The sequence below is a fragment of the Halanaerobium congolense genome, from assembly GCF_004366375.1.
In the GTDB taxonomy this organism is placed as follows: Bacteria; Bacillota; Halanaerobiia; order Halanaerobiales; family Halanaerobiaceae; genus Halanaerobium; species Halanaerobium congolense.
In genome coordinates, this window is record NZ_SOEF01000019.1 from 19,780 (window position 1) to 42,678 (window position 22,899).

A 22,899-nucleotide genomic window follows, 5' to 3' on the forward strand; every position below is an offset into this window, starting at 1 on the left:
AACCCTCCTCGCTTTGTAGTCAATTATTTATAAGGAAAATCAATAGGATAATCTGCTTCATGGAAAGATAAGCATATGACCTGTTCTCTACCTCTAGTTTCAACCCTTATTTTTATGTAAAATAATGTTTTTCCCAGAGCAGTATTGATTTCCCTGGCAAAAAACCACCAATCATAATTGTTATAATTTTTATAATCAGGTTCAGGCCCTTTCCAATAATCTTCAACTTCCAAATTTTCTATATAAAATTTAGCAATATCTATAGTTAAACCGTGTTTATATAATGAATTTAAATTCTTCTCTCTATCTACAAAATGAAAACCATTAATTTTTCCTATAACTTCTCGCATCCGGGATAAAAAATTATTAATTTTTGATTTTTCTAATAATGACATAATTTAATACCCCGCTTTCCAACTACATTATTATCACTTCATAATAATTATACTACTTTTAACCAGATTAATCAATATATATTATCATATGATAATATGATTTTTGGTTTTATATTAAAGTTACCGGAAATTGAAAAGTGTATTCCTGGAAGTTGCAAACTAAAATTCCCTATTATTGCAGGATAAAAACCCCCATCTCAACTAAGTGTGCACTTTGTTGCATAAAAAACCCCGACAGCTAAGGTGCCACCAGGGTTATGATCTGTTTATATTATTTAATGCTTTAAAAAATCTATTAATTCTGCCTCCGAATTTGTGGTTACTATTTTTTCACTTAAATCTTCAATTTTACTTAACTCAGCCTCATTAATCAATTTAATAATTTCATTATCTGCATCACCAAATTTAGCCTTAATTTGCTTCATCAGAATTAATCTTGCTTCTTCCTGTTTTCCCTCAATTTTTCCTTCTTCTTTCCCCCTTTTTCTATTTTCTCTCTTAATTCTTTCATCTTTTCTTTACCGTCTTTATCAGACATATTAACAACAGTTGTGTTGTAACCCAGGCTCCCAGCATTAAAAGCTGCCCTATAAAAGGACAGTTCTAAATAACGATTTTTCTTTTTTAGCAAAAATTGGTTCCGTAAACGGTAGCTGCACATTCTATTTAACTATTTTACTGCTTTAATGCTTCTTCTAATTCCTTTAAATCCCTAATCTTAGAAATTCTTTCACTTAACTCTTCTAATTTACTAATTTCTGCCTGATCAATTAATTCCATGATTTTATCATCAGAACCTTCAAAATTACCTTTAACCAATGTCTTAAATAATTTTCTTTCTCCCTTTTTTTCTCCCTGTTCCTCTGCATACTTAAATATTCTAACCATCTTGTAATCCCTCCATATTTCTGAGATTTCCTGATCACTATTCATCAAAGGTAAAAAGATTAAGTCAAGATAATTTATCAAAATCTATTATACAACTTTAAATCATAACTGGCAAAACGAATTAAATCTGAAATAGAAATTTTTGCTTCTTCCTCTAGATGAAGGATTGACCTATAACTTGATCAATTTTCCTTGCCCAAACAGCATTTCTTATATTTCTTGCCGCTGCCGCAGGGACAGGGATCATTTCTGCCCACCTGCTCACCTTTTACAACTGTCTGTTCACCTACTGAACCATCCTTATTCTTTTTCGGCAGAGGCTGCAGGTGTTTTTTCTCTTCTTCAAACAACTCCTCGGGAGTATGACCTTTTAAGATCCACATTCTGGTATTGTTGTGCAGATCATTCAGCTGCTGCACAAAGTTATCGCTCTGTTTCTCATTTTTAAACTCATAATCACTGGTAAAATCCTGCAGGATCGAGATTGTACTAAAATCATTTTTTATATCCATCATCATCTCCCAGAGTATATCTTCAGCTTCAGCCTCTGAAATCGAAAAATCACTGATCAGCATTTTTTTAAATTTTCGCTGCACAGAATTTAACTTTTCCTGTTCATTGCTGCCGGCATAGAGTATATCCTTTTTTCGTGGTAAATAATAATCAACATTTGATCTCATTTCGATTTCATCAATTATTTCTTCCGGGCTGATAACCGCTGGATAAAGATAATAATAACTGTAGAGTTTAATTTTATCAGTTGAGCGATATGTTTCATCTATTAAGTTTCTCAGATCAAGATAATCTATATCTTCTTTTATATCATAGTATTTCTCATAAAAATCATAAATTTCTCTTCCACCCAGGGCACCATAATAAACTAATAGGCCGCTGACAAAAGTTATGATTTCTTTGTTTTCCTTAATTTGTTTTTTAAACTCAGATTGATTTACAATTTCTTCAATTTGTTCTGCTATATCAGCAGGAATCCTGACAGAAGTTTCTTCTTCATCATCGATTAGATCAAGAATACCCCTGTAATAAAAATTATATAATGCTTCGGGTAAAACATCTCTAAAGCTGACATCAACTCTTTCATTTTTTGTCTGTGCTTCAATTACCTTTTCCAGAAATTTAATATTTCTTGGAAGTTGATACTGCAGCCAGTCTTTTAGCTGAGCTTTAATCCGTTCAGCAAGAGCATCTATTAATTCAGCCTTGTTTAACTGACTGATTCCACCGAACTGCCAGTACTGTCTGATTTCAGTTAGTTCATTTTTAGTTAAAGTCGCTAAGAAATCTTTTAAATTCTGCTGCTGCATATTTTAGCCCCCTGTATTTGTCAAAATTATTTATTTACATCTCTATTATACAACTCTAGGTCATAATTAGTAAAACTGTTAATAAAAATGCCCTAATTAAAGGACATTGATTAATAAGTTTATTATTCTATTTATTTTAGCAAAAATTGGTTCCGTAAACGGTAGCTGCACATTCTATTCAACTATTTTACTGCTTTAATGCTTCTTCTAATTCCTTTAAATCCTTAATCTTAGAAATTCTTTCACTTAACTCTTCTAATTTACTTATTTCTGCCTGATCAATTAATTCCATGATTTTATCATTAGAACCTTCAAAATTACCTTTAACCAATGTCTTAAATAATTTTCTTTCTCCCTTTTTTTCTCCCTGTTCCTCTGCATACTTAAATATTCTAACCATCTTGTAATCCCCCCATATTTCTGAGATTTCCTGATCACTTAAAAATTTATCGCTCAATACAAAAGTCATTGCAACAAGATTATTTTTTAAATTGCTTTCTACTTCCAGTTTTTTCTCCAGCTCAATAGTTTCTTTGACTCGATCAACTATTTTCTGATCACTATTCATCAAAGGTAAAAAGATTAAGTCAAGATAATTTATCTTTTCCTTATTTTCAATTTTTGCTTTTAATTCTTCCAGTTTCTTTTTGCCATCTTTTTTAGACATATCTACAACAGTTGAATTATAACCGAGACTGCCGCAGTTAAATCCTGCTGTTGAATCTGTATAGCCCTTAATACATAAAATTATCGTCCGAATTCTATCTCTATACCTATTATATAACTTTAAATCATAACTGGCAAAACGAATTAAGTCAGAAACAGAAATTTCTGCTTCTTCCTCTAAGTGCAGTATTGACCCGTCTTCCAGCATAAAGTTTAAATCCAGTAATTTTAAATTTGTTTCAATCTCAGCAAATTCAGTTTCCAGATAAGAAGCAATTCCAGGCAGCTCCACCTCTAAAAAATCAGCAATATCATTTTTAAAGAGATTAAAAGAGTCTTTAAAAACAAAATCATAGTTATGAGCCGTCACATCAAACTGCTGCATTAAATTTCCTCCTCTTCTAATATTTATACTATATAAAGTATATCATAGAATAAATTGGAAATAAAGTAAAATTATTATTTTGGTGATAAATAAAAAAGGAGAGCTAAAAGCCCTCCAACATTAAACTAAGCAATGCTTAGTCTCTATATTTATTTAATCTACTATTACGTTCATAAAAAGGGGATTTAAAATTATCATCTGTGATAGCTAAGTTATAATATTTCTCGCCAAACAAAAATTCACCTCGTATTTGGGGTTGTAGATGATAAAATAAGACAATACATCTACAATATTTACAATAATAAATAATATATGTATTATTTAGAAATAATTACATTTCACCCTTAAAATATTTTCCATTTGATGATAAAATATTCATATCATTAATAGAGGCTGATCATCGTTTCAAAATAAAAAGAAAGGAGATATTTTTTTAAAATAAATTGTGAAAATATTCTTAATAAAAAGAAAGGATGATTTGATGTCTTATAATAAGATACAGGATAATTTTTGGATTGACGAAAAAGTAAGAGGCTGGGATTTTAAAACACGGATGACTGCACTTTACCTCCTAAACAATCAGCACAGGTTTTCTGAAGGTCTTTATCACCTTCCCCTAAGCTATATTGTAGAAGATACTAAATTAACGAAAAAAGAAATAGATAAAGCACTTAAAAAGCTCTGCTCTGATAACTTTATTAAATATGACAGAGTAAATTCTATTGTTTTGATCATTAATGCTTTAAAATATCAACCGTTACAAAATATTAATCACTGTAAAGCAGCATTAAAAAAATTAGAACAGCTGCCTAAATCGCCTTTATTAAAAGAATTAATTGAAAAAGCTAAACTATATAATCCCAAGTTCTATCAGCTCTTAAAGAAAAAAAGTCAGAACATAAAATTTCTCCAAATAGCTTTTCAAGAAATTTCAAATAATGACCTTAATTTAACTCAAACTAAGGGCCTTAGTTTAGATCTAAATAAGGGGCTCAAAAGAGAGCAAAAAGATTCTCAAGCTCAAACTCCAACTCCAGTTCCAATTCTAACTCAAACTCTAGATAAAAAGGCAGAAATAATTTTTAAAGATAATCAAAACCCAGAATTAAAAAAATTAGAAAAGATGACCTGCTATTTAATCGAGTTAATAGAAAATAATAATCCAAGAGCACCTCTACCAGCTAAAGATCCAGCAGACTCTCGTTTTAAAAAATGGCTCAAAGAACTGGAAAAACTTCATCGCCTGGGTCCTGTAGGAGCAAATGCAAATGAAAAAAAAGGTTACAGCTTCCAAGAAATCGAAGCTATTATCAACTTCAGTCAGCAGGATCAGTTCTGGAAAAATAATATCTTAAGTGCCCGTGCTTTAAGAAAACAAATAATTAAATTGGAAAACAAGATGAAAAGTTCTAAATACTCTCAATCTAATCAAAAAACTGATATGTTAAAAAACCTATATTTAGCTGCTAAAGAGGAGGAAGATAACAATGGAAAAAACTGAAACTATTAAAATTCTTAGTTACTTAAACAGCTGCTATACTAACCGCTTTAAGTTCCCGAAGGTTAATGATGAAAATGCTAATAAGATGATGATTGAAGTCTGGTATGATTTCTTAAAATACTATGAATACCCGCTGATCACAGCAGCTCTCAAAAAATTAATTATCAATCATCCTAAATGGCCTCCTACACCTGGTGAAATAGTTAAAGAAGCAGCTAATCTAAAAAAACCTGGATCTGCTAAAATTACAGGAGGTGAAGCCTGGTATCTGGCAACAAAAGCTGTTCATCAATACGGTTATTATAATTCTCAAAAAGGAATGGATTCTCTACCCGATTCAGTCAGAGAGGCGGTTCGCAACTTTGGCGGCTTTGCAGCCCTCTGCCACAGTAAAGATGATAGCTTTACCAAAAATCAGTTTATAAAAATCTACCAGGAAGTTTATCTTAAAAATGAAGATACAGCCTATTTACCACCAGCATTTAAAGAAAAACTGCTGCTAATCTCAGAAAATGATGAGGTGTAAAAAATGTCTAAAAAAATATATACAAAAGCCCAATTATATGACCTGCTCTGGAATAAGGCTGAAGAAATAGAAAGGATTCCGGGAGCAAGAGATCTTAATAGTGATCCTAATCTACCAAATTACCAGGTCTTTATTGACTGTTTTGGTGAATTTAGAAAATCAGAAAAGTTAAAAGTGTTGGTTATGGTTTTTCAAGAACTGAATAGAAGAAATACCTGTTTCTGTAATGACAGCTGTGATTGTGATCCAGGTGAATGTGATAAAAATGTTGTAGATTGCAAAGCAAAATTAGATAAAATTGATGTTATTACTTATTTTGGACTCTTTGATACAATAACTTTTTGATCACTCCTGCAGCCTCTTTTATAAGGGGCTGCCTCTTTTAATTAGATATTTTTCTTCTTTTTGATTCTCTTGAGCTCAGCAGATTCGATATTGCTGAGTAAAATTAGAGTATCAATAGATTCTTTAAGCCCTCTAATCAAAGTTTCAAAGCGCAGCAGTAGATAAATAGATAAAACCATTGGAAAACCATAAGAACTGATTAATGTAAATAACTGCTCCATAATTCATTACCCCTTTCTGAACTTATGTTTACTTTAATTTTATCATTTAAGTTGAGAAAGAGGAAGGATGGTTTGTAAAATTTAATAGATTTTTCTTTAAGTTTTGATCTATCAGCAGCCCCTATCTAATTTCTACTTTAGATCTGCTTCTGCTGAATTTAATATTACTTATCCCTTTATTCTTTTAATTTATTACCCAAATTTTCTTCTATAAAATCATCGTCAACATATTTAAAAGATTGAGGGGCAGTAAAATTATTTATACTGTCTTTTGAAATCGCTTTGTTATAAAGATTTAATTTATCAATCTTCATTTTAATACATTTGTTCTCTTATTTCAACTCTATTGTCATAGAAAATTAATAATTTAAAAGTAAAAAAATCACTAAGTACAGACCTGATATAATTTTTTTAGCAGGGCGACAACCCTGCGGTTTCTACCCACAAAGCTCCCGCCTTAAAATTTATGAAAGTATCTCCACAATATCTAAAAAAATAACTACTGTATCATCTACAGCAGCACCCAAATTAATTTATTCAAATATTTATTACTCTTTTGTGTAATAATCATAAGTTTGTTTTAAACCAGATTTCAGGTCAAACTGAGGCCCCCAGCCCAGAATTTTTTTAGCCTTAGTATTATCTAAAGCTGAATGCCTTATATCTCCTGGTTTTGCCTCTTTATAGCTCGCTTCAAGCTGATAGGCTGATAATTCATTTAAATCTTCTAGCAGCTGATTTACACTGTTTTGGACCGCTGTGCTGATATTTAAGAGCTGATTGTCAGCTTTATCTAAGGCTAAGTAATTAGCTTTAACCAGATCGTAGACATGGATAAAATCCCGGCTCTGTTTACCATCACCAAAGATTACTGGATCTTCTTCTGCTAAGAGCTTATCTAAGAAGATAGAAACTACTCCACCTTCTCCTTTGGGATCCTGTCTTGGTCCATAGGCATTGGCATAGCGAAAGATAGTATATTTTAAATCATATAATTCAGCATACATCTTGAGATAATGCTCGACTGTATGTTTTGTTATTCCGTAAGGTGACATTGCTTTAACTGGATGTTCTTCAGCAATTGGTAAATGCTCCGGCTCTCCATAGACTGCTGCCGAAGAAGCATAGATTATTTTTGCTGCTCCATACTCTCTACACATTTCTAAAAGATTGATAGTTCCTAAAATATTATTTTCTGCATCAAAGATAGGGTCTGCAATTGACTGCTGCACATCTATCTGAGCTGCATGATGAATAACATGGCTGATCTTATTTTCTTGAAATACTTTTTCTAAGTTCTGGTCTCTAATATCAAGCTGATAGAATTTAGATTTTTTGTTGATGTTTTCTTTTTTGCCTGAGCTTAAATTATCTACTATTATTACTTCTTTCCCCTGTTCAATTAGATAATCAGCTATATTGGAGCCGATAAAACCGGCTCCACCTGTGATTAATATCTGCATTGATTTAACACATCCTAAGATTTAATTTTAATCTAAAAAAACCGCAATAGGGTAGTATACTCTTACTTCAGCTTATAATAAATCTCATCCAGTTTCTCTACAGTTTCCTTAAGCTCATCCTCATAATCCCGGAGTACATAATCTAAATTATCGAGCTCAGAATTATAGACATCAAAGACCTTCTCTAAAAGTTTTAAAATATCATTTAAGCGGTCTTCTATCTGCTCATCATCTTCCAGCTGATATTCAATTTCCTCTATTTCTGTAAAATAAAGAGGCAGCCTTCTGCTCAATATCTCTTCTAAGTCCGATATTTCCTCTTTAACGACAGTTAATTCTCCATTGGCTAATTTATACTGCAGCTTATCTCGAATCTGATAGAGGCTCAGCTGAACGTCTTTTAAGAGTTTTACATTTACCAGATTATTTTTCCTCTGCCCACTATTTTTTAACTCTCTAAAATAGATTAAAAGAGCAAAGAAAACTAAGATAATAATCATAAAAGACTGAGTTGTAGCAATTTTAGTTAATAAAAAGGCAGTTAAACCAAAGCTGAAGCTGATTAAATAGAGTATCTGCCGGCTCTGTTCCTCATTTAAACCGCTGTCTAAGAGTATGTGGTGTAGGAGCCTTGAACGAAGCTGAGTAAGATCAAAGTCCTTTTTAAAGATCAGCTGATAAAAGACAATTAAACCATTGATAATTGGAATCCCCAGCAGCATTGCCGGTAAGACTAAGGAAATAAAGGTAATACTTTTAACAGCACCGATGATAGAAATCAGTCCCAGCACTGCCCCCACAAACATACTGCCTGAATTACCGAGTTCCCAGTTTTGATGATTGCGGGCTAAGTATTTAATAATAATTAAACCCAGCAGTAATAATGCTGCTGAAACAACTGTCAGGTAGCGGCCTAAATCCCAGGCAATAATTAAAATAAATAAAGATGAAATAATAGCAATACCTGAGGCTAAACCTTTTAAGGCATCAAGTAAGTTTAAAAGATTGATCATTAAAACAAACCAGACTAAGGTTACTGGAAAACTTAATTCTTCAAAGTAGATAAAACCTTCAAAGGGATTGGTTATGTAATTAACTCTGATCCCAAAATAGACGAGATAAGCTACTGCTAAGACCTGCAGCAGTAGCTTTGTTTTAAAGCTAAGATCTTTATAATCATCTAAGAGCCCGACAAGATAAATTAAAGTTAAGGCTGATAAAAGATGAAAACTGGCTACCTTCTCGACTCCTAAGACTAAAAAGCCAGCAATAAAAATTAAAAAAACTAGTGCTCCACCCAGAGGTATCTTATTTCTTTTAGCTGAATTCTGCATAAAAACCACCTTATTTTGATTTAAATAATTTTTCTAGAAAAGTTTCTGCTTTGTCATCTGCTTTTTGGTGTTCATATATATCTTCTCGCTTTAGGACCTTAATTCCTGTTTTTATTATTATTTTTAGATCCAGCCAGAGGCTCTGGTTTTCTACATAGTATTGATCTAAGGCTATTTTATCTTTAAAAGTACAGTGATCTCTGCCGTTTATCTGGGCACAACCTGTTACTCCCGGTTTTGCCTGATAAACTCCTTTGTTTTTTCTGGCCTGGTGAAATTCTTTTTCTGCCAGAATTAAAGGTCTTGGTCCCACAAAGCTCATTTCTCCTTTGATGATATTAAAAAGCTGTGGCAGCTCATCTAAGCTCGTTACTCTTAAAAAGTTACCAAAGCTTGTTATGTAATCTTCTCTATTATCTAAATCACGGCTTGCTTTATTGTCTGGTGTGTGGTGATACATTGTTCTGAATTTGTAGATTATAAAATCTCTGCCGTACTGTCCTGTTCTTTTTTGTTTGAAGATTGCTGGCCCGTGTGATTCTATTCTAACAATTAGAGCAATTATTATCAATAAAGGAGATAAAATGATGATTAATAATAGTGAAAGTATTATGTCAAATATTCTTTTGGTCATTTTATCATCCTTTCTTTAGAAGAGGAGTTTAGTAAAATAATCACTTTCTTATGTCTCAATTATTTAAGATTTAATAGTTCCTGATATAACTTATCAGTTTCTTCCACCATATTTTCTACAGTCCAGCTATCATTAACTTTCTTTTGAGATTTTTCACCCATTTCATTTCTGATTTTTCCATCTTCAATTAAAAGTTTTAACTTTTCTACCATAGCTTCAGTATCTTTCATGGGCACAATATATCCATTTTCACCTTGATCTACTATTTCCCAGGCTCCATCTACATCAAAAGTAACAATTGGTTTTGCAGTTGCTGCTGCCTGAACTAAAACTCTTGGTAGGCCTTCCCAGAGTGAAGTTAAGATTTTTATATCAAAGATTGAAAAAACATCAGCTATATCTGTTCTATAACCGGTAAAAATTATATTGTTTTGAAGCTTTAAATTTTTAACTTTTTCTTTTAATTGATCAAACTGAGATCCGTTCCCTACTATTAAAAATTTAACTTCTGGATGATCTGCTATTATCTTCTCTGCTACTTCTATATAATATTTATAGCCTTTGCGGGGTTCAAGTTTTGAAACCATTCCCACTACAAGATCATCTTCAGCTATCCCTAATTCTTTTTTTAATTTATTAATTTTATCCTGATGATTATTGCTGGCATCAATAAAATCAGAAAGTTCCATTCCGCTTCTAATGGTTAAGTAATCTTCTGCCTTACCTACATTAGCTTTGATATATTTCTGCTTCATATCTTCACCAACAGTTATAAATTTATCGGTAAATAAGCCGCAGAATCTTTCTATATTTTTAAAGAATTCTCTTTTATGAACAGGTATCTGATCAGGAAAGGTAATTCCATGGACTCCGTGAATAATATTTTCTACTCCAGCCATTTTTGCAGCTAATCTACCTAAGACTCCTGCTTTAGCAATATGGGTATGAACAATCTGATAGTTATTATCTTTGATAATTTTATAAATCTCCATTAATGCTTTAAAATCTTTGACAGCATCAATTTCTCTAACTAAGCTTTCTACCTGATGAACATTGATGTGATTTTCGATAGATATCCTTTTTAATATTTCTGATTCTGTTTCTTTACCTGTTAATAAATCAATCTGATATTTATCTTTATCTAAACCATTGATCGTAAATAAGGTGTTTTCATCTGCCCCTCCATTTACTACTCTGGTTATAATATGTAAGACTTTTGTTTTTTCCATCTGCATTACTCCTCGTTAAACTAAATATAAATTATGAAAATTATTTATATAATTCTTTTAAGAATTCAACTTCTCTTGCCAGCCCTTCTTCAAACTCAACCTCAGGTTCATAACCGAGCAATTCTTTAGCTTTAGATGTATCGGCTGAAGTATGTTTTACATCCCCTTTAACAACCTGCTGGTATTCTCTATTGGCTTCTTTATCGATCAATTCTTCCATTAAATCAATAGCCTCATTTAAAACTACTCTTTTACCATCTCCACCAATATTAAATATTTCGCCTTCAACATCACTTTCTGCAGCTAAGATATTGGCTTTAACTATATCATCTACATGAGTAAAGTTACGAGACTGTTTACCATCGCCAAAGACGGTTAATTTTTTATCTTCTAAAATAGCTTTTATAAAAATATGAAAGGCCATGTCCGGTCTCTGTCTTTCCCCAAAGACAGTAAAGTATCTTAAGGATACTGTTGGTACATTAAAATTCTGATGGTATAGATATGCTAAATTTTCTCCTGCTAATTTAGAAACCCCATAGGGTGAAACTGGCTGTAATCTATTAGTTTCCTGCATCGGTAATTGATCTGTATCTCCATAAACTGATGAGGAAGAAGCATAGACAAACTTCTTTATATTACTTTCTTTTGCTGCTTCTAATAACTTTTGGGTGCCTTTGACATTATTATGTGTATAAATCTCAAAGTCTTCTCCCCAGCTTGATCTAACACCTGCCTGGGCTGCCTGATGGAATATATAATCTACATCTTTTAGTAATTCTTTTAAGTCAAGTTCATTTATATTTTCTTCAATTAAAGTAAAGTTTTGATGGTCAATAAATGAATTTATGTTGTTTTCTTTTAAAGAACGATCGTAGTAATCTATAAAACAATCAACACCTATTACCTGGTGTCCTTCTTGAAGTAATTCTTCTGTTAATGTTGAACCAATAAAACCTGCTGTACCTGTTACTAATGATTTCATGTTCTCATTCACCCAGCACCTTAGTCATCAACTATTGATATCACATTAAAATATGGACTGATTAAAATAAATATCAAGATCATAAAAGTCATTTTATGCCTGATAGCTGTACCAAAATTTGCAGTAACCACTGCATAGCCCAAAACTCCAATAGCTAAAAATATTAATAATAATAGAATTCTTTTATTATAAATCTTATCACTTATAACAAAATTTCTTAAAGTATATAAAATAATACCTATCAACATAGTTGATTCTAAAAAAGCAAATATGATAAATATATTTGAACTTATGTCCCAGATAAAAGGTGCAAATAAAAAGTACAAACTTCTTATAGGTAGATATATTATCATGTCAAAGATATTGTTATAACTAATCCACTCTAAATAGGCTGCTCCACCTGAAGTTCTATATTCCATTTCTCTGGCAATATAATCAAAACTTAAAAGCGGAAAGATATTAGCTTCAAGTAAATATAGTACTCCAAAAAAACTAAAAGCTAGTCCTAAAATGGAAATAATTTTATAAATCAATGCACTGTTTTTTACTTTTTTCCAGATAAAATAAACTATAAAAATAAAAATGAAAAGAGGTAAGTTCTGTTTTCTAAGATAAAATATAAAAATAAAATCTAAAAGAAAAATCAATTTATTTAAAATTATATGTTCTTTAAATTTAAAAAATTGTTTAATTAAATTAAGTGTTAAAAATATTATTAAAGCATCTCTCATGTTGATGGAAGTAAATATAATAAAACTAGGCCAAAAAACTGAAAGAAAGGCCGCTTTCAAAGCCATTTCTTTATTGAAATCTGTATATATAGAAATATCATAAACTTCTCTGGCTATTAATACCCCAAGCAAGGCATTAATTATTCTGATATTTATTTCATAGGAACCCAAAATAGTATATATAAAAGATACAAATAGAGAATAACTTTTAACAGATGTACTTTCAGATATATTATAAAATAAATTTCTGAAATTATATAAATTATTTTTAATTAACAAAGCAGTACTCTGAAACTGGCCTGTATCCCAGCCATAGGGTAATAACTCAAATGAATAATCTAATATAATAAAAATCATTCTTAATGTAAATGCTATAATAATAAATAAATATAATTTATTTTTTGTTTTTGAATATTTATATACAAAAAAAGTATATATTAATATCATCAAAATTATTACATTTATATATTCTAATTGGAATAATATTATTCCAATTAGAATTGTTGCTAATAAAATTAGTAAATATTTTAGGTTTTTTTTCATTTATTAATAATGCTCCCATTTTTATCAATATATTTAAAACATTTCTTAAATTTACCTTATAATGGTTGATTTAAATTTTTAAGAAAATATCTTTTTTATCTTATCCGCGCTATTGAAATTTACAAATATTCATGAAGCCATTTTTCGAAAACAAACAAAGACCATAATTCTCGAGAACGATTTACTTTATTTGTAAAATGATCATTTAAAATATTTTCTATATAATCATAATTAAATAATTTTTCTGATCTTATTTGTTCTTCATTCAGTTCATTTAACAAATTAGATTTAAGTTCATTTTTAAACCATTTGTCAATAGGAACTCTAAACCCATGTTTCTTAGCGTTAAATAGTTTATCAGGAATTAAATCACTAAAAGTATCTTTTAGTATTATTTTTTTATTTTTAGTATTTATTTTATATTTAGCTGGTATTTGAGCTGAAAGTTCAATTACATCTTTATGAAGCATTGGCACTCTCGTTTCCAAAGAATTAAGCATGCTAGTCCTATCAACTTTATGAAGCATATCACCTTCTAAAACAACTTTTAAATCTGTATATAAAGTTTTATGTAATTCATTTTTCATATCAACTTCATCATAATAATCCTCTATAAAATCTAAACTATCTTCTTGAATATATTGCTTTTGAAATAATTGTTTTATTTCTTCATTTCCAAAACCCAAACACATTAAAGACTTGCGTTGATCAAAAACATTTTTATTAGAATTATTAATAACCTTTCTAATCTTTCTAGTAAAACTAGTTGTGTCAGGCAATTTATAAATGATTTTTTCAATGATATTTTCTCTTAACCATTTGGGTACTTTATTATACAAATTAGAATAATAATTGATTAAATATTTATCATATCCTCCAAATAATTCATCCCCCGAATCTCCTGTTAAAACCGTTTTAACATGACCACTTGCAAAATTAGATACCATATATGTCGGTAAATATGATGGATCTGCAAAAGGTTCATCAATATTCTTTAATATTTTATCTAAATGTTTCAAGATATCTTGATGCTCCAGATACTTAATATGATGATTGGTATCATGAAATTCTGCTGCTATCTTCGCCCTTCCACTTTCATCAAATTGTTTATCTCTAAACCCTATAGTAAAAGTATCAATCTTTTTATTAGATAATTGAGAAGCAATTCCTGTAATAATTGTTGAATCAATACCGCCACTTAAGAACGTTCCTATTGGTACATCTGCAACCATCGCTTCTTCAACAGCCTTAAACATTGTCTCTCGAAGCTTATTTTTACAATCATTATAATCTCTAATTAAAGATTCTTCATTATATTGAACATTCCAATATTGTTTTTGCTCTATTTCTTCATTTTTATTAATTTCAATATAGTGACCTGGTTTTAATTTATAAACATTATTGAAAATAGTAAGAGGAGCAGGTATATAAGTCAATCTAAAATATTGATTTAAGGCTTGTATATTAATTTCTTTCTTTAAAAGGTTTGTAGATAAAATACTTTTTAATTCAGAAGCAAAAATAAAAAAATCATTGTTTTTATGATAATATAATGGTTTTTCACCAGCTCTATCCCGAGCTATTATCAATCTATCACTTTTTAAATTATATATAGAAAATACAAACATACCATTCAATTTGTTAAAACTATTTTCTTTATATTCTTCATAACAATGTAAAACTACTTCTGTATCACTATCTGTATAAAAAGTATGCCCTTTATTTAATAAATCTTTTTTTAAAGATTTGTAATTATATATTTCTCCATTAAAAACAATTACTAATGTTTTATCTTCATTAAAAATTGGTTGAGAGCCTGTATCCAAATCAATTATAGATAAACGCCTCATTCCAAGCCCTATATTATTATTTATAAAAGCCCCATCCTCATCAGGCCCTCTGTGAATTATTTTTTTGTTCATTTCTGAAATGATATTTTCTATTTTATTTTTATTAAATCTATTTTTAAATTGATAAAAACCATTTATACCACACATGTAACAATCTCTACCTTTCTTATCCCCGATATATAAACTTTCAATTAAAATCTAGGTATTATTACTTTTTTAGAAGTAATCTTTTATAAGTAGTTACCAGTGAATCTACCATTTTGTCCAAATCATAATTATCTGCTCTTTTTACACATTTTTTTACTATTTTATTATAATAGTTATCATCTTTAATTAATTTATTTATTATATCAGCAAGTTCTTTTTCATTCCCCTGCTCAAATAAAAGTCCAGCACCTTTTACAACTTTTCTCAAACCACTAACATCACTTGCAATAACTGGTTTACCTGCTGCCATTCCCTCAACTGCAGCCAACCCAAAACCTTCCCAAAAAGAAGATAAAACTACAATATCAGATGTTTTCAAAATTCTTTCTATATCATTTCTGAATCCTAAAAAATGAACTCTATCATTAAGGTTCAGATTTTTCACATATTCCTTATGTTCATTCAATAACTTTCCCTCGCCAACTAAAAATAGATGTACATTATTATCTAATTGTTTCAACGCTCTAATCAATGTCTTCTGATCTTTTTGCTCAGAAAAGCGTCCAACCATCGTGATAAATATGTTGTCTAAATTACATGTAGAACACAATTTTTTTTTTGAATATACTTCAGCTTCGTTAAATTGTTGAATATCAATTCCATTTTCTACAATAATGAATTTAGTCTTTTTCTCTACTCCTAACCAGTCAATTAAGTTAGTTTCTGTCTTTTGACTTATTGAAATTACTTTATCAAATTCTTTATAAATTAATTTCTCAATAGGTCTAAATAAAATATAATCTCTTCTTCTATAATGAGTGTTATGTTCAGTAAATATCAATTTAAATTTTCTATTGAATAATGTTTTTGCAGCCAAAGTAGCCCAATACAGAGTAGGAAATAGGTGAGCATGGATAATATCAAAGTCATTATTTTTGATAAATTTTCTAATTAATATAACATTTATCGGACTATAAATATTATCTGCCCTTATAACATTTATCTTAACACCTTGTTTTTTAAGACTTTCTGCAAACACATTATTTTTATCTGTTAAAAGTAATAATTCTGCTTCTATATTTTCTTTTTTGTTCAAAATAGGAAGAGTATCTTTTATTAGCTTTTCTGCCCCACCTGAACCTAAATTATTGATTATATGTAAAATTTTCATATTTAATTCTCCAGTTTATTAAATCTGAATCCCATATTTTGATTTTAATATTTCATAATTCGCATCTAAATCTCGCGAATAAAATTCAATATTTAATTTTTCTAAGACTTCTAAAATATTTTTTATCTGCTCTTTAGATAATCTATTTTTCCAGGTAGTTAATGGATCACTATTTTCTTTTTTTACATTTGAATCAGAAACAGTTGTCTGGCTTAGTATATTAATCTTATTATATACTGTTATCTATCAAATTAATTCATTAACTGACTCTTTAACTAGACTTTAGTAAGTAACAAGCAAAGTATTAATACATTTTTCCCATTCTTTCAGAGGAATTAAATAATCATAACACCAGGTTATAGCTATCGGAATTGTTTCTAAAAGTTCAAGTAGCCAGGTTGTACCCCCCTAGGGCTTCCAGTTATTACTAAATTTTGAGGGTTGTCTATTATTGATCCCAGGTTCCAAATTTTATTTAAGCCAGTTTTCAATATAATCTTAATTATTTTGTTCATATATTAAATTTCTCCTTTAAATTATGTAAATTAATATCAATTTCAAAAATTGATAAAATAAAAATAACCAACCCTTTATAGTTAACAATATTATTTTTTATCATTTTTTTGGAAAATATTTTTGCTTTATTGTAACTATTGTTTTTATAATATAATTTCGCCATTTCAAAATAATAATTATCATAAAGTTTCTTTTTTTCTTTTGGAAATTCATTCAATTCATTTTCCCACTTACTTAAAAATATTTTCCAACCTTTTTCCTTACTATTAATATTTCGACTAATTTTATTGTCATGTGAACTAAACTTAACTAAAAATTCATCCACATAATCAATATCATAATTTTTACTTATTCTCAAAAACATATCATGGTCTTGGCGACTTAATAATTCAATATCAAATAATCCTACTTTTTGAAAACAGATTTTTTTTACTAAAGCAGTTGGAGTACCTATATAATTCATTTCCAACATATCTGTATATATACTTCCATTAACTAATTTAATTTTCTTTTTATGATAAACTTCCCCCGTATTATTTTTAAAACTATACATTCGACAATATACTAATCCCAAATTATTATTATTTTTAAACACTTCTATTTGCTTTTTTAATTTTGTGTTAACCCAAATATCATCATCATCTAAAAATGCTATATACTCACCTTCAGAAGTTTTTATCCCAGTATTCCTAGCAGCAGAACCACCTTTGTTCTCTGTATGTTTCAAATAAACCAAATTATCATTATCGGCATACTTATCCATAAACTCTTCAGTTTCTTTCCTATACTCACTATCTTCATCATTATCATCAACTACAACAATCTCTATATTATCATAAGTTTGATTTAAAACACTATCAATAGCTCTACCCAACATATCAGGCCGCTTATAAGTAGGAATAACTACACTAACTAAAGGATTCTCTTGTTCATTACTCATTAATAAAGCACCTACATTCTCCAATAATTATATATTTTCTCAGCTTCAACTTTATCAAAAATAGACTTAACATCAATAAATACAGGTTTATCAATATCATCCTTATAAAACTTTTTAAATTCTTCTAGTTCCATTTCATTATACTGATCATGATTTACTGCAACAACTACAGCATCTGCATCACTAATATTATTAATATCCTGCAGTTCTATTCCATGTTCTCTCACTGCCTCTTCTGGATCAGCAATCGGGTCTGTCACCTTAACATTAACATGATACTCTTCCAATCTATTAATTAAATCTGCAACCTTACTATTTCTAAGATCAGGTACATTTTCCTTAAAAGTTAAACCCATTACAAGAACTTTAGATCCATTCACCTTAACATTGGACTCAATCATTTTCTTCACAATTTTTTCAGCAACAAAATTAGACATCTGATCATTAATCCTGCGCCCATTTAAAATCAACTGTGATATGTAGCCAAGTTCCTCAGAGCGATATGTTAAATAATAAGGATCAACTCCAATACAGTGTCCACCTACAAGACCAGGATAAAAATTGAGGAAATTCCATTTGGTCCCTGCAGCTTCTAAAACTGATTGAGTATCGATATCCATCTTATCAAAAATCATAGATAACTCATTCATAAAAGCAATATTAACATCACGCTGGGAATTTTCAATTATTTTTGAAGCTTCTGCTACCTTAATAGAAGGAGCTCTATGTACTCCAGCTTTAATGATGCTCTCATAAATTTTAGCAATAACTTCTAAACTCTCTTCATCCATACCAGAAACAACCTTAACAATAGTTTCAACAGTATTAACTTTATCACCAGGATTAACTCTCTCAGGTGAATAACCCACTTTAAAGTCTTTACCACAAATTAAACCTGATTCTTCTTCAAGTATTGGTACACAAACTTCTTCTGTAACTCCCGGATAGACTGTTGACTCATAAACGACAATTGATCCTTTTTTTAAGTTTCTCCCCACTGTTCTACTTGCACCTGTTACAGGGTCTAAATCTGGAACATTGTTTTTACCAACAGGAGTCGGAACAGCAACTATATGGAAATCTGCCTCTTTTAAATCCTTCTCATCAGCAGTATATTTTATATTTGAAATTTTAGCTAATCGATCTCTGCCAATTTCATTTGTTGGATCTTCCCCATTTTTGTATTTACTTATTTTGTCTTGATTGATATCAAATCCGATTATATCTATTCCATTTTCAGCAAATGCCACAGCTAATGGTAGACCAACATATCCCATTCCTGTGATTGCTATTTTGATGTTGTTAATATTCACATAAAAACCTCCAATTTGTATGTTGATATAATTTTAAATATCTATAAGATTTAAACTACATCAACTCTAAACCCAACTTCCTCCAACTTCTCTTCTTCTCTATTATCCAACCCAGGCAAATTAACAAAGAGATTCTTCTTCGTTCTACTCAAAGCGACATAATAACGTCGATGTGACTCTGTATTTTCTAAATCAGTATCACAAATAAAAGTCATAAAACATTCTTTTTCTTCTGATGGGATAATTAACAGTAAATTATCAAATTCGGCACCCTTTGCTTTATGGATTGTTCTATAAAAGCTGTTATCATTTTCAAGATTTATAGTCAGTGCAACTTCATTATATTTCAAATTACTATATAAATCATGTGGCCCACCACTATTTCCAATTCGCCTGCTGATATCACTGGTATCAAAATAATTATAAAGATAATCATTATGAAACTTTTTAAGAGTTAAATTTTTATATTCATCATAACAATTAATTAATCTCTGTAAATTTCTAAATCCATCTTTTTCAGTAAAATTACTGCTTTTGCGATAGGCTCTAAGCATATATCTTAAACCATCTTTAAAATTTTTATCTGCCGCAGATTCCACAGCTTTAATTATATTGAAAAGTAATTCCCGCCTTTTAGAATTGCTATCCTCTGTTAATAAATCCCTTAAGCTCATAACTTCTGGATATTCTTCCAGCTTAAATCGCATCATATTAGTGGCTTTATTTGTATAACTTAAAGTATAAAAATCTTCTTCCAGCAGGTTATCAACATACTCATAAGCAGAATTAAAATTCCCTGTTAGAATTTTAGGAACTTCTCCACTTAAATTATTAGGACTGCTCTGCTGAAAATTACCATTAGATCTCAAATTATTTAAAACACCAATAATCTCTTCGGTACTCCTGCGGTTATCTTCAATCTTATATAAAAGCATATCATTTAATTCAAAATTTATAAAACTTTCTACACTGGATCCTAAAAATTCATATATTGATTGAGCAGTATCTCCAATTACACCAACAATAGTCTCTTTTTTTGCCAGTTTTTTTATAATTTCTGTCTGAACAGGAGTAGTATCCTGAAATTCATCAACAAAAATATATGGAAACTTCGCTCTTAATATTTCTCTAACTTCATCATATTTTTTAATAATTTTATGGCTTAAAAATAATACATCATTATGACTGAGGAAACCCTGCTGCCAGCACAATTTTTTATACTCAATTATTGAATCAAATTTGACCGCAGATTCATAAGGAAGTTTTAATTTCCACTTTAACTCTTCATCCTCAAAATAAGTAACTGTTTTCTGCATATCTTTCTGCAGCTGTGCATAATCTCCTACATACTGATTTGTTTGTCTTAACCATTCCTTTAAAATGCTAATTCGAGCAATAAAATCCTGATGACCATCAATTTCAGCAATATTTAAATTGTATTTATCTTCCAGAAGCCAGCTATAAGGCTTAATAACATTCTTATATAAAAAACTGTGTATGGTACTAATTTCAACATAATCCAAAGAATTTTCAAGTCTATCAGCTAAGGTTTCAACTCCAATATTAGTATAAGTAATACAGGCAATTTTTCTGGCTTTTTTCAATCGTTTAGAATTTTTTATCACATTTTGAATATGATTAACCAAAAATCTGGTTTTACCTGCTCCAGGACCAGCACAGAGTTTAAAATGGTTTTCTGTTCCAATTAATTGATCACTGTCTTCTAATTCTATGGCTCTGGATAAATCCATTTTATCGCCTCTTTTATATAATCAGGAATCTTAATTTCTAAATCATCACTTATTAATTTAAATGCTAATTCCTGGGCCACAACTGCCTTACTGGTAGAATCTAAAAATCTGCCAGCTATTATATGTTTTCTGAGTTCATCAGCTTCTAAATTAGAATTCACCAGATCCTTCTTAAGTTTCTTTTTGAATTTATTTTTATTCATCACTTCCAGTATATCATCAATTGAAGAATCTGATTCAGCTAATTCCATAATTTTTTCAATTTCATCTTGATTGCTCATGGATTCAGTTATTAGATCTTTATTACAAGGATTACTTAAAAGTAAATCATACTCAAAAGTAGAACTTTTACCTTTCTCCTGAGTATAAATCCGGATATTACCATCAGATTCAGAATATTTATCAACTGTAGCATTCGAACATTCCTTATATTCAAATTGATCGTCATTATTAACTGCAAAAGGATTACAGCTTTTCCATTTAGCATTTTCTTCATTTTTTCTTCTCACTGGATCAAGGTCTGTTATACAGGCTACTTTTTTATTTAAAGCAGCATCATTTTTCTCGAGATCAAAAAGTTTTAAGAAATGTTTAAAATGCCTGCCGCCTAAATTTACTATGGAAATATGTTTATCAATTAAATCTTTATCCATCTGCTTTGCAAATTCTGGAACTAACAACGACTCTGAAATACCTTCAACAAAGATTAATGCTTCTGCAAAAAACATATCTGATTTTGTTACATCCAAAAATCTCTCGATATATTTTTTAGAATCCTGGTCATCTTCTTTTTGACTAAAAACTCTACCTGGATAAGAAATTTTGACGCTTATGTCATTTTTGTTTAAAACAATTAAATCATCTAAATCGACAGCTGCGGTTATATTAGGAGAATGAGAGCTAATAAAAATTTGTCTTACCTCATCTTCCTGATTGTCATTTAAAAATTTCAAAAACAAATACTGCATATTAGGATGAAGATGTGCTTCTGGCTCCTCAATTGCCAGTATTGAATATATTTTAGCATTACTCCCCAGATAATCTCCAGAGGCATCTTTCTGCATTTTTGCTAGCAGCAGAGAAATATAAATCAAATTATTATAGCCAAGACCATTTTGATCTGCAGGGATCTGAATACCTGTTTTATCTTCTATCATTAATTTTAAAGCAGAATACATTTCTGTATCTAAAAGTTCTCCTGCAAACTCTGGTTTAGAACCATCAAAAGAAGCACCAGTTTTGTCAGCATATTTCAAAATTTCCTCTTTACCTGCTTCCATTCGCTGATGAAGCTGTTTTAATAACGGCTTAGTATCTTGATTAAATTTATTTTTGTTTTTCCTAATTTCTTCTTTCTTTTCTCTATCAGATAAGTCATTATCAGTTTTAATGTCATAATCCATAAAGAAGTCAATTACTTCTTTTAGTAGAGTTTTGCTGCCGCTATATAAATCTCTTTCCACATCACGAATAGGTGATAAAAACTGAAAATCAAATTTTTTTAAATCTGAACTATCCAGTCTGTTTTTATGATCAGGATTTCCGACATATCTATTATATTTGTATTTGCGCAAAAATTTTGATTCAATCAACTGCCAGTAATCATTTGGATTACTGCTGGAAAGATTATTTATTTCTTCCAGGTAATTTTCCAATTCTTTTTCTGGTAGATAATAGTGGTATGTTATTTTTGCTTTATAAGGGCTTTCTAAATCAATTAACCAGTCAGAAACTGTAACAAGATCATCTGAATAGTTTTCTTCAGCTTCAGATTCTTCTAAAATAGCAGTAATCTTTATTTCTGGTGGCTTTTCTTTTAATTCAGCAATTGTTATATTTTTAGAAAAGTCATTAATTGACATGGATTTGCTAGAGCTGTGGTCAAATAAGATTGACAGAGCATTAATTAAGGTTGTTTTACCAGAATTATTTTGTCCAATTAAAACATTAATTCCTTCATTAAATTCTATCTTGATTTTTTCTTTAAAAACTCTGTAATTTTCAAGATTAAGCTCTGAAATATACATTTATATACCACCATTC

23 protein-coding genes are annotated in these 22,899 nt (G+C 29.9%); 3 read left to right on the plus strand and 20 right to left on the minus strand.

Translation table 11 applies throughout. The annotated features are described in order from the left end of the window. Window positions 1-23: 23 nt before the first annotated feature. From C7954_RS07965 to C7954_RS07990, 6 genes are all read right to left on the minus strand, one after another. Window positions 24-395 carry a type II toxin-antitoxin system MqsR family toxin gene (locus C7954_RS07965; protein WP_134059383.1) on the minus strand — a complete coding sequence of 124 codons (372 nt, stop codon included), beginning with the start codon at window positions 393-395 and terminating at the stop codon, window positions 24-26. Between the two features lie 275 nt (window positions 396-670). Then, entirely contained in the window at window positions 671-820 is a 150-nt protein-coding gene (locus C7954_RS07970) for a hypothetical protein (protein WP_133618123.1), read from the minus strand. A 5-nt stretch (window positions 821-825) separates the two neighbouring features. Then, on the minus strand, window positions 826-1,026 hold the full coding sequence (locus C7954_RS07975) for a hypothetical protein (protein WP_133618122.1): 201 nt from the start codon (window positions 1,024-1,026) through the stop codon (window positions 826-828). Between the two features lie 44 nt (window positions 1,027-1,070). Continuing rightward, the gene (locus tag C7954_RS07980; protein WP_133618121.1) at window positions 1,071-1,283 is read right to left on the minus strand and encodes a hypothetical protein; all 213 of its coding nucleotides are present in this window, start codon (window positions 1,281-1,283) and stop codon (window positions 1,071-1,073) included. A gap of 182 nt (window positions 1,284-1,465) precedes the next feature. After that, a complete protein-coding gene (locus C7954_RS07985; RefSeq protein WP_089717044.1) occupies window positions 1,466-2,605 on the minus strand; it encodes a YecA family protein in 1,140 nt (379 codons plus the stop codon). 187 nt (window positions 2,606-2,792) lie between these two features. Further along, window positions 2,793-3,656, minus strand: coding sequence for a hypothetical protein (locus C7954_RS07990; RefSeq protein ID WP_134059385.1), 864 nt, complete (start codon window positions 3,654-3,656; stop codon window positions 2,793-2,795). A gap of 481 nt (window positions 3,657-4,137) precedes the next feature. Between C7954_RS07990 and C7954_RS07995 the strand changes: the two genes are divergently transcribed. From C7954_RS07995 to C7954_RS08005, 3 genes are read left to right on the plus strand one after another with little or no spacing between them, the layout of a single operon-like run. After that, entirely contained in the window at window positions 4,138-5,157 is a 1,020-nt protein-coding gene (locus tag C7954_RS07995; RefSeq protein WP_134059387.1) for a hypothetical protein, read from the plus strand. Then, window positions 5,144-5,683: a replicative helicase loader/inhibitor gene (locus C7954_RS08000; RefSeq protein WP_134059389.1), complete on the plus strand. Its 540-nt coding sequence runs from the start codon at window positions 5,144-5,146 to the stop codon at window positions 5,681-5,683. The genes C7954_RS07995 and C7954_RS08000 overlap by 14 nt, the downstream gene beginning before the upstream one ends. A 3-nt stretch (window positions 5,684-5,686) precedes the next feature. Beyond that, complete coding sequence (locus tag C7954_RS08005) at window positions 5,687-6,028, plus strand: hypothetical protein (RefSeq protein ID WP_134059391.1); 342 nt, start codon at window positions 5,687-5,689, stop codon at window positions 6,026-6,028. Window positions 6,029-6,069: 41 nt separating this feature from the next. Here the strand turns inward: C7954_RS08005 and C7954_RS08010 are convergent, their stop codons facing one another. The 14 genes from C7954_RS08010 to C7954_RS08070 form a co-directional block, all read right to left on the minus strand. Next, a complete protein-coding gene (locus C7954_RS08010) occupies window positions 6,070-6,249 on the minus strand; it encodes a YvrJ family protein (protein ID WP_089723294.1) in 180 nt (59 codons plus the stop codon). Between the two features lie 176 nt (window positions 6,250-6,425). Further along, window positions 6,426-6,563: a hypothetical protein gene (locus C7954_RS13660; protein WP_166667697.1), complete on the minus strand. Its 138-nt coding sequence runs from the start codon at window positions 6,561-6,563 to the stop codon at window positions 6,426-6,428. A 234-nt stretch (window positions 6,564-6,797) separates the two neighbouring features. Continuing rightward, window positions 6,798-7,712, minus strand: coding sequence for an NAD-dependent epimerase/dehydratase family protein (locus tag C7954_RS08015; protein WP_134059394.1), 915 nt, complete (start codon window positions 7,710-7,712; stop codon window positions 6,798-6,800). A 62-nt stretch (window positions 7,713-7,774) separates the two neighbouring features. Continuing rightward, window positions 7,775-9,046 (minus strand): MraY family glycosyltransferase, encoded by a 1,272-nt coding sequence (locus tag C7954_RS08020; protein ID WP_134059397.1) that lies wholly within the window; start codon window positions 9,044-9,046, stop codon window positions 7,775-7,777. A 10-nt stretch (window positions 9,047-9,056) separates the two neighbouring features. Beyond that, entirely contained in the window at window positions 9,057-9,680 is a 624-nt protein-coding gene (locus tag C7954_RS08025) for a sugar transferase (protein WP_134059400.1), read from the minus strand. A gap of 59 nt (window positions 9,681-9,739) precedes the next feature. After that, window positions 9,740-10,909 (minus strand): glycosyltransferase family 4 protein, encoded by a 1,170-nt coding sequence (locus C7954_RS08030; RefSeq protein WP_166667698.1) that lies wholly within the window; start codon window positions 10,907-10,909, stop codon window positions 9,740-9,742. 40 nt (window positions 10,910-10,949) lie between these two features. Then, window positions 10,950-11,894 carry an NAD-dependent epimerase/dehydratase family protein gene (locus tag C7954_RS08035; protein ID WP_134059406.1) on the minus strand — a complete coding sequence of 315 codons (945 nt, stop codon included), beginning with the start codon at window positions 11,892-11,894 and terminating at the stop codon, window positions 10,950-10,952. Between the two features lie 20 nt (window positions 11,895-11,914). After that, window positions 11,915-12,982, minus strand: a complete 1,068-nt coding sequence (locus tag C7954_RS08040; protein WP_134059409.1) for a hypothetical protein — start codon at window positions 12,980-12,982, stop codon at window positions 11,915-11,917. A 305-nt stretch (window positions 12,983-13,287) separates the two neighbouring features. Then, the gene (gene asnB, locus C7954_RS08045; RefSeq protein WP_134059412.1) at window positions 13,288-15,165 is read right to left on the minus strand and encodes an asparagine synthase (glutamine-hydrolyzing); all 1,878 of its coding nucleotides are present in this window, start codon (window positions 15,163-15,165) and stop codon (window positions 13,288-13,290) included. Between the two features lie 61 nt (window positions 15,166-15,226). Next, window positions 15,227-16,336, minus strand: coding sequence for a glycosyltransferase (locus tag C7954_RS08050; RefSeq protein WP_134059416.1), 1,110 nt, complete (start codon window positions 16,334-16,336; stop codon window positions 15,227-15,229). A gap of 511 nt (window positions 16,337-16,847) precedes the next feature. Next, a complete protein-coding gene (locus C7954_RS08055) occupies window positions 16,848-17,792 on the minus strand; it encodes a glycosyltransferase family 2 protein (RefSeq protein ID WP_134059419.1) in 945 nt (314 codons plus the stop codon). Window positions 17,793-17,803: 11 nt separating this feature from the next. Beyond that, window positions 17,804-19,105, minus strand: coding sequence for a nucleotide sugar dehydrogenase (locus C7954_RS08060; protein ID WP_134059422.1), 1,302 nt, complete (start codon window positions 19,103-19,105; stop codon window positions 17,804-17,806). A gap of 50 nt (window positions 19,106-19,155) precedes the next feature. After that, window positions 19,156-20,856: a UvrD-helicase domain-containing protein gene (locus C7954_RS08065; RefSeq protein WP_134059425.1), complete on the minus strand. Its 1,701-nt coding sequence runs from the start codon at window positions 20,854-20,856 to the stop codon at window positions 19,156-19,158. Then, window positions 20,835-22,883: an ATP-dependent nuclease gene (locus C7954_RS08070; protein WP_134059428.1), complete on the minus strand. Its 2,049-nt coding sequence runs from the start codon at window positions 22,881-22,883 to the stop codon at window positions 20,835-20,837. The genes C7954_RS08065 and C7954_RS08070 overlap by 22 nt, the downstream gene beginning before the upstream one ends. Window positions 22,884-22,899: the final 16 nt, after the last annotated feature.

Excerpts from the sequence above, each read along its gene's own strand:
- C7954_RS07965 (WP_134059383.1), bottom strand. The coding sequence starts at position 395 with ATGTCATTATTAGAAAAATCAAAAATTAATAATTTTTTATCCCGGATG.
- C7954_RS07970 (WP_133618123.1), bottom strand. The coding sequence starts at position 820 with ATGAAGCAAATTAAGGCTAAATTTGGTGATGCAGATAATGAAATTATT.
- C7954_RS07980 (WP_133618121.1), bottom strand. The coding sequence starts at position 1,283 with ATGGTTAGAATATTTAAGTATGCAGAGGAACAGGGAGAAAAAAAGGGA.
- C7954_RS07985 (WP_089717044.1), bottom strand. The coding sequence starts at position 2,605 with ATGCAGCAGCAGAATTTAAAAGATTTCTTAGCGACTTTAACTAAAAAT.
- C7954_RS07990 (WP_134059385.1), bottom strand. The coding sequence starts at position 3,656 with ATGCAGCAGTTTGATGTGACGGCTCATAACTATGATTTTGTTTTTAAA.
- C7954_RS07995 (WP_134059387.1), top strand. The coding sequence starts at position 4,138 with ATGTCTTATAATAAGATACAGGATAATTTTTGGATTGACGAAAAAGTA.
- C7954_RS08000 (WP_134059389.1), top strand. The coding sequence starts at position 5,144 with ATGGAAAAAACTGAAACTATTAAAATTCTTAGTTACTTAAACAGCTGC.
- C7954_RS08005 (WP_134059391.1), top strand. The coding sequence starts at position 5,687 with ATGTCTAAAAAAATATATACAAAAGCCCAATTATATGACCTGCTCTGG.
- C7954_RS08010 (WP_089723294.1), bottom strand. The coding sequence starts at position 6,249 with ATGGAGCAGTTATTTACATTAATCAGTTCTTATGGTTTTCCAATGGTT.
- C7954_RS13660 (WP_166667697.1), bottom strand. The coding sequence starts at position 6,563 with ATGAAGATTGATAAATTAAATCTTTATAACAAAGCGATTTCAAAAGAC.
- C7954_RS08015 (WP_134059394.1), bottom strand. The coding sequence starts at position 7,712 with ATGCAGATATTAATCACAGGTGGAGCCGGTTTTATCGGCTCCAATATA.
- C7954_RS08020 (WP_134059397.1), bottom strand. The coding sequence starts at position 9,046 with ATGCAGAATTCAGCTAAAAGAAATAAGATACCTCTGGGTGGAGCACTA.
- C7954_RS08025 (WP_134059400.1), bottom strand. The coding sequence starts at position 9,680 with ATGACCAAAAGAATATTTGACATAATACTTTCACTATTATTAATCATC.
- C7954_RS08030 (WP_166667698.1), bottom strand. The coding sequence starts at position 10,909 with ATGGAAAAAACAAAAGTCTTACATATTATAACCAGAGTAGTAAATGGA.
- C7954_RS08035 (WP_134059406.1), bottom strand. The coding sequence starts at position 11,894 with ATGAAATCATTAGTAACAGGTACAGCAGGTTTTATTGGTTCAACATTA.
- C7954_RS08040 (WP_134059409.1), bottom strand. The coding sequence starts at position 12,982 with ATGATTTTTATTATATTAGATTATTCATTTGAGTTATTACCCTATGGC.
- asnB (WP_134059412.1), bottom strand. The coding sequence starts at position 15,165 with ATGTGTGGTATAAATGGTTTTTATCAATTTAAAAATAGATTTAATAAA.
- C7954_RS08050 (WP_134059416.1), bottom strand. The coding sequence starts at position 16,336 with ATGAAAATTTTACATATAATCAATAATTTAGGTTCAGGTGGGGCAGAA.
- C7954_RS08055 (WP_134059419.1), bottom strand. The coding sequence starts at position 17,792 with ATGAGTAATGAACAAGAGAATCCTTTAGTTAGTGTAGTTATTCCTACT.
- C7954_RS08065 (WP_134059425.1), bottom strand. The coding sequence starts at position 20,856 with ATGGATTTATCCAGAGCCATAGAATTAGAAGACAGTGATCAATTAATT.
- C7954_RS08070 (WP_134059428.1), bottom strand. The coding sequence starts at position 22,883 with ATGTATATTTCAGAGCTTAATCTTGAAAATTACAGAGTTTTTAAAGAA.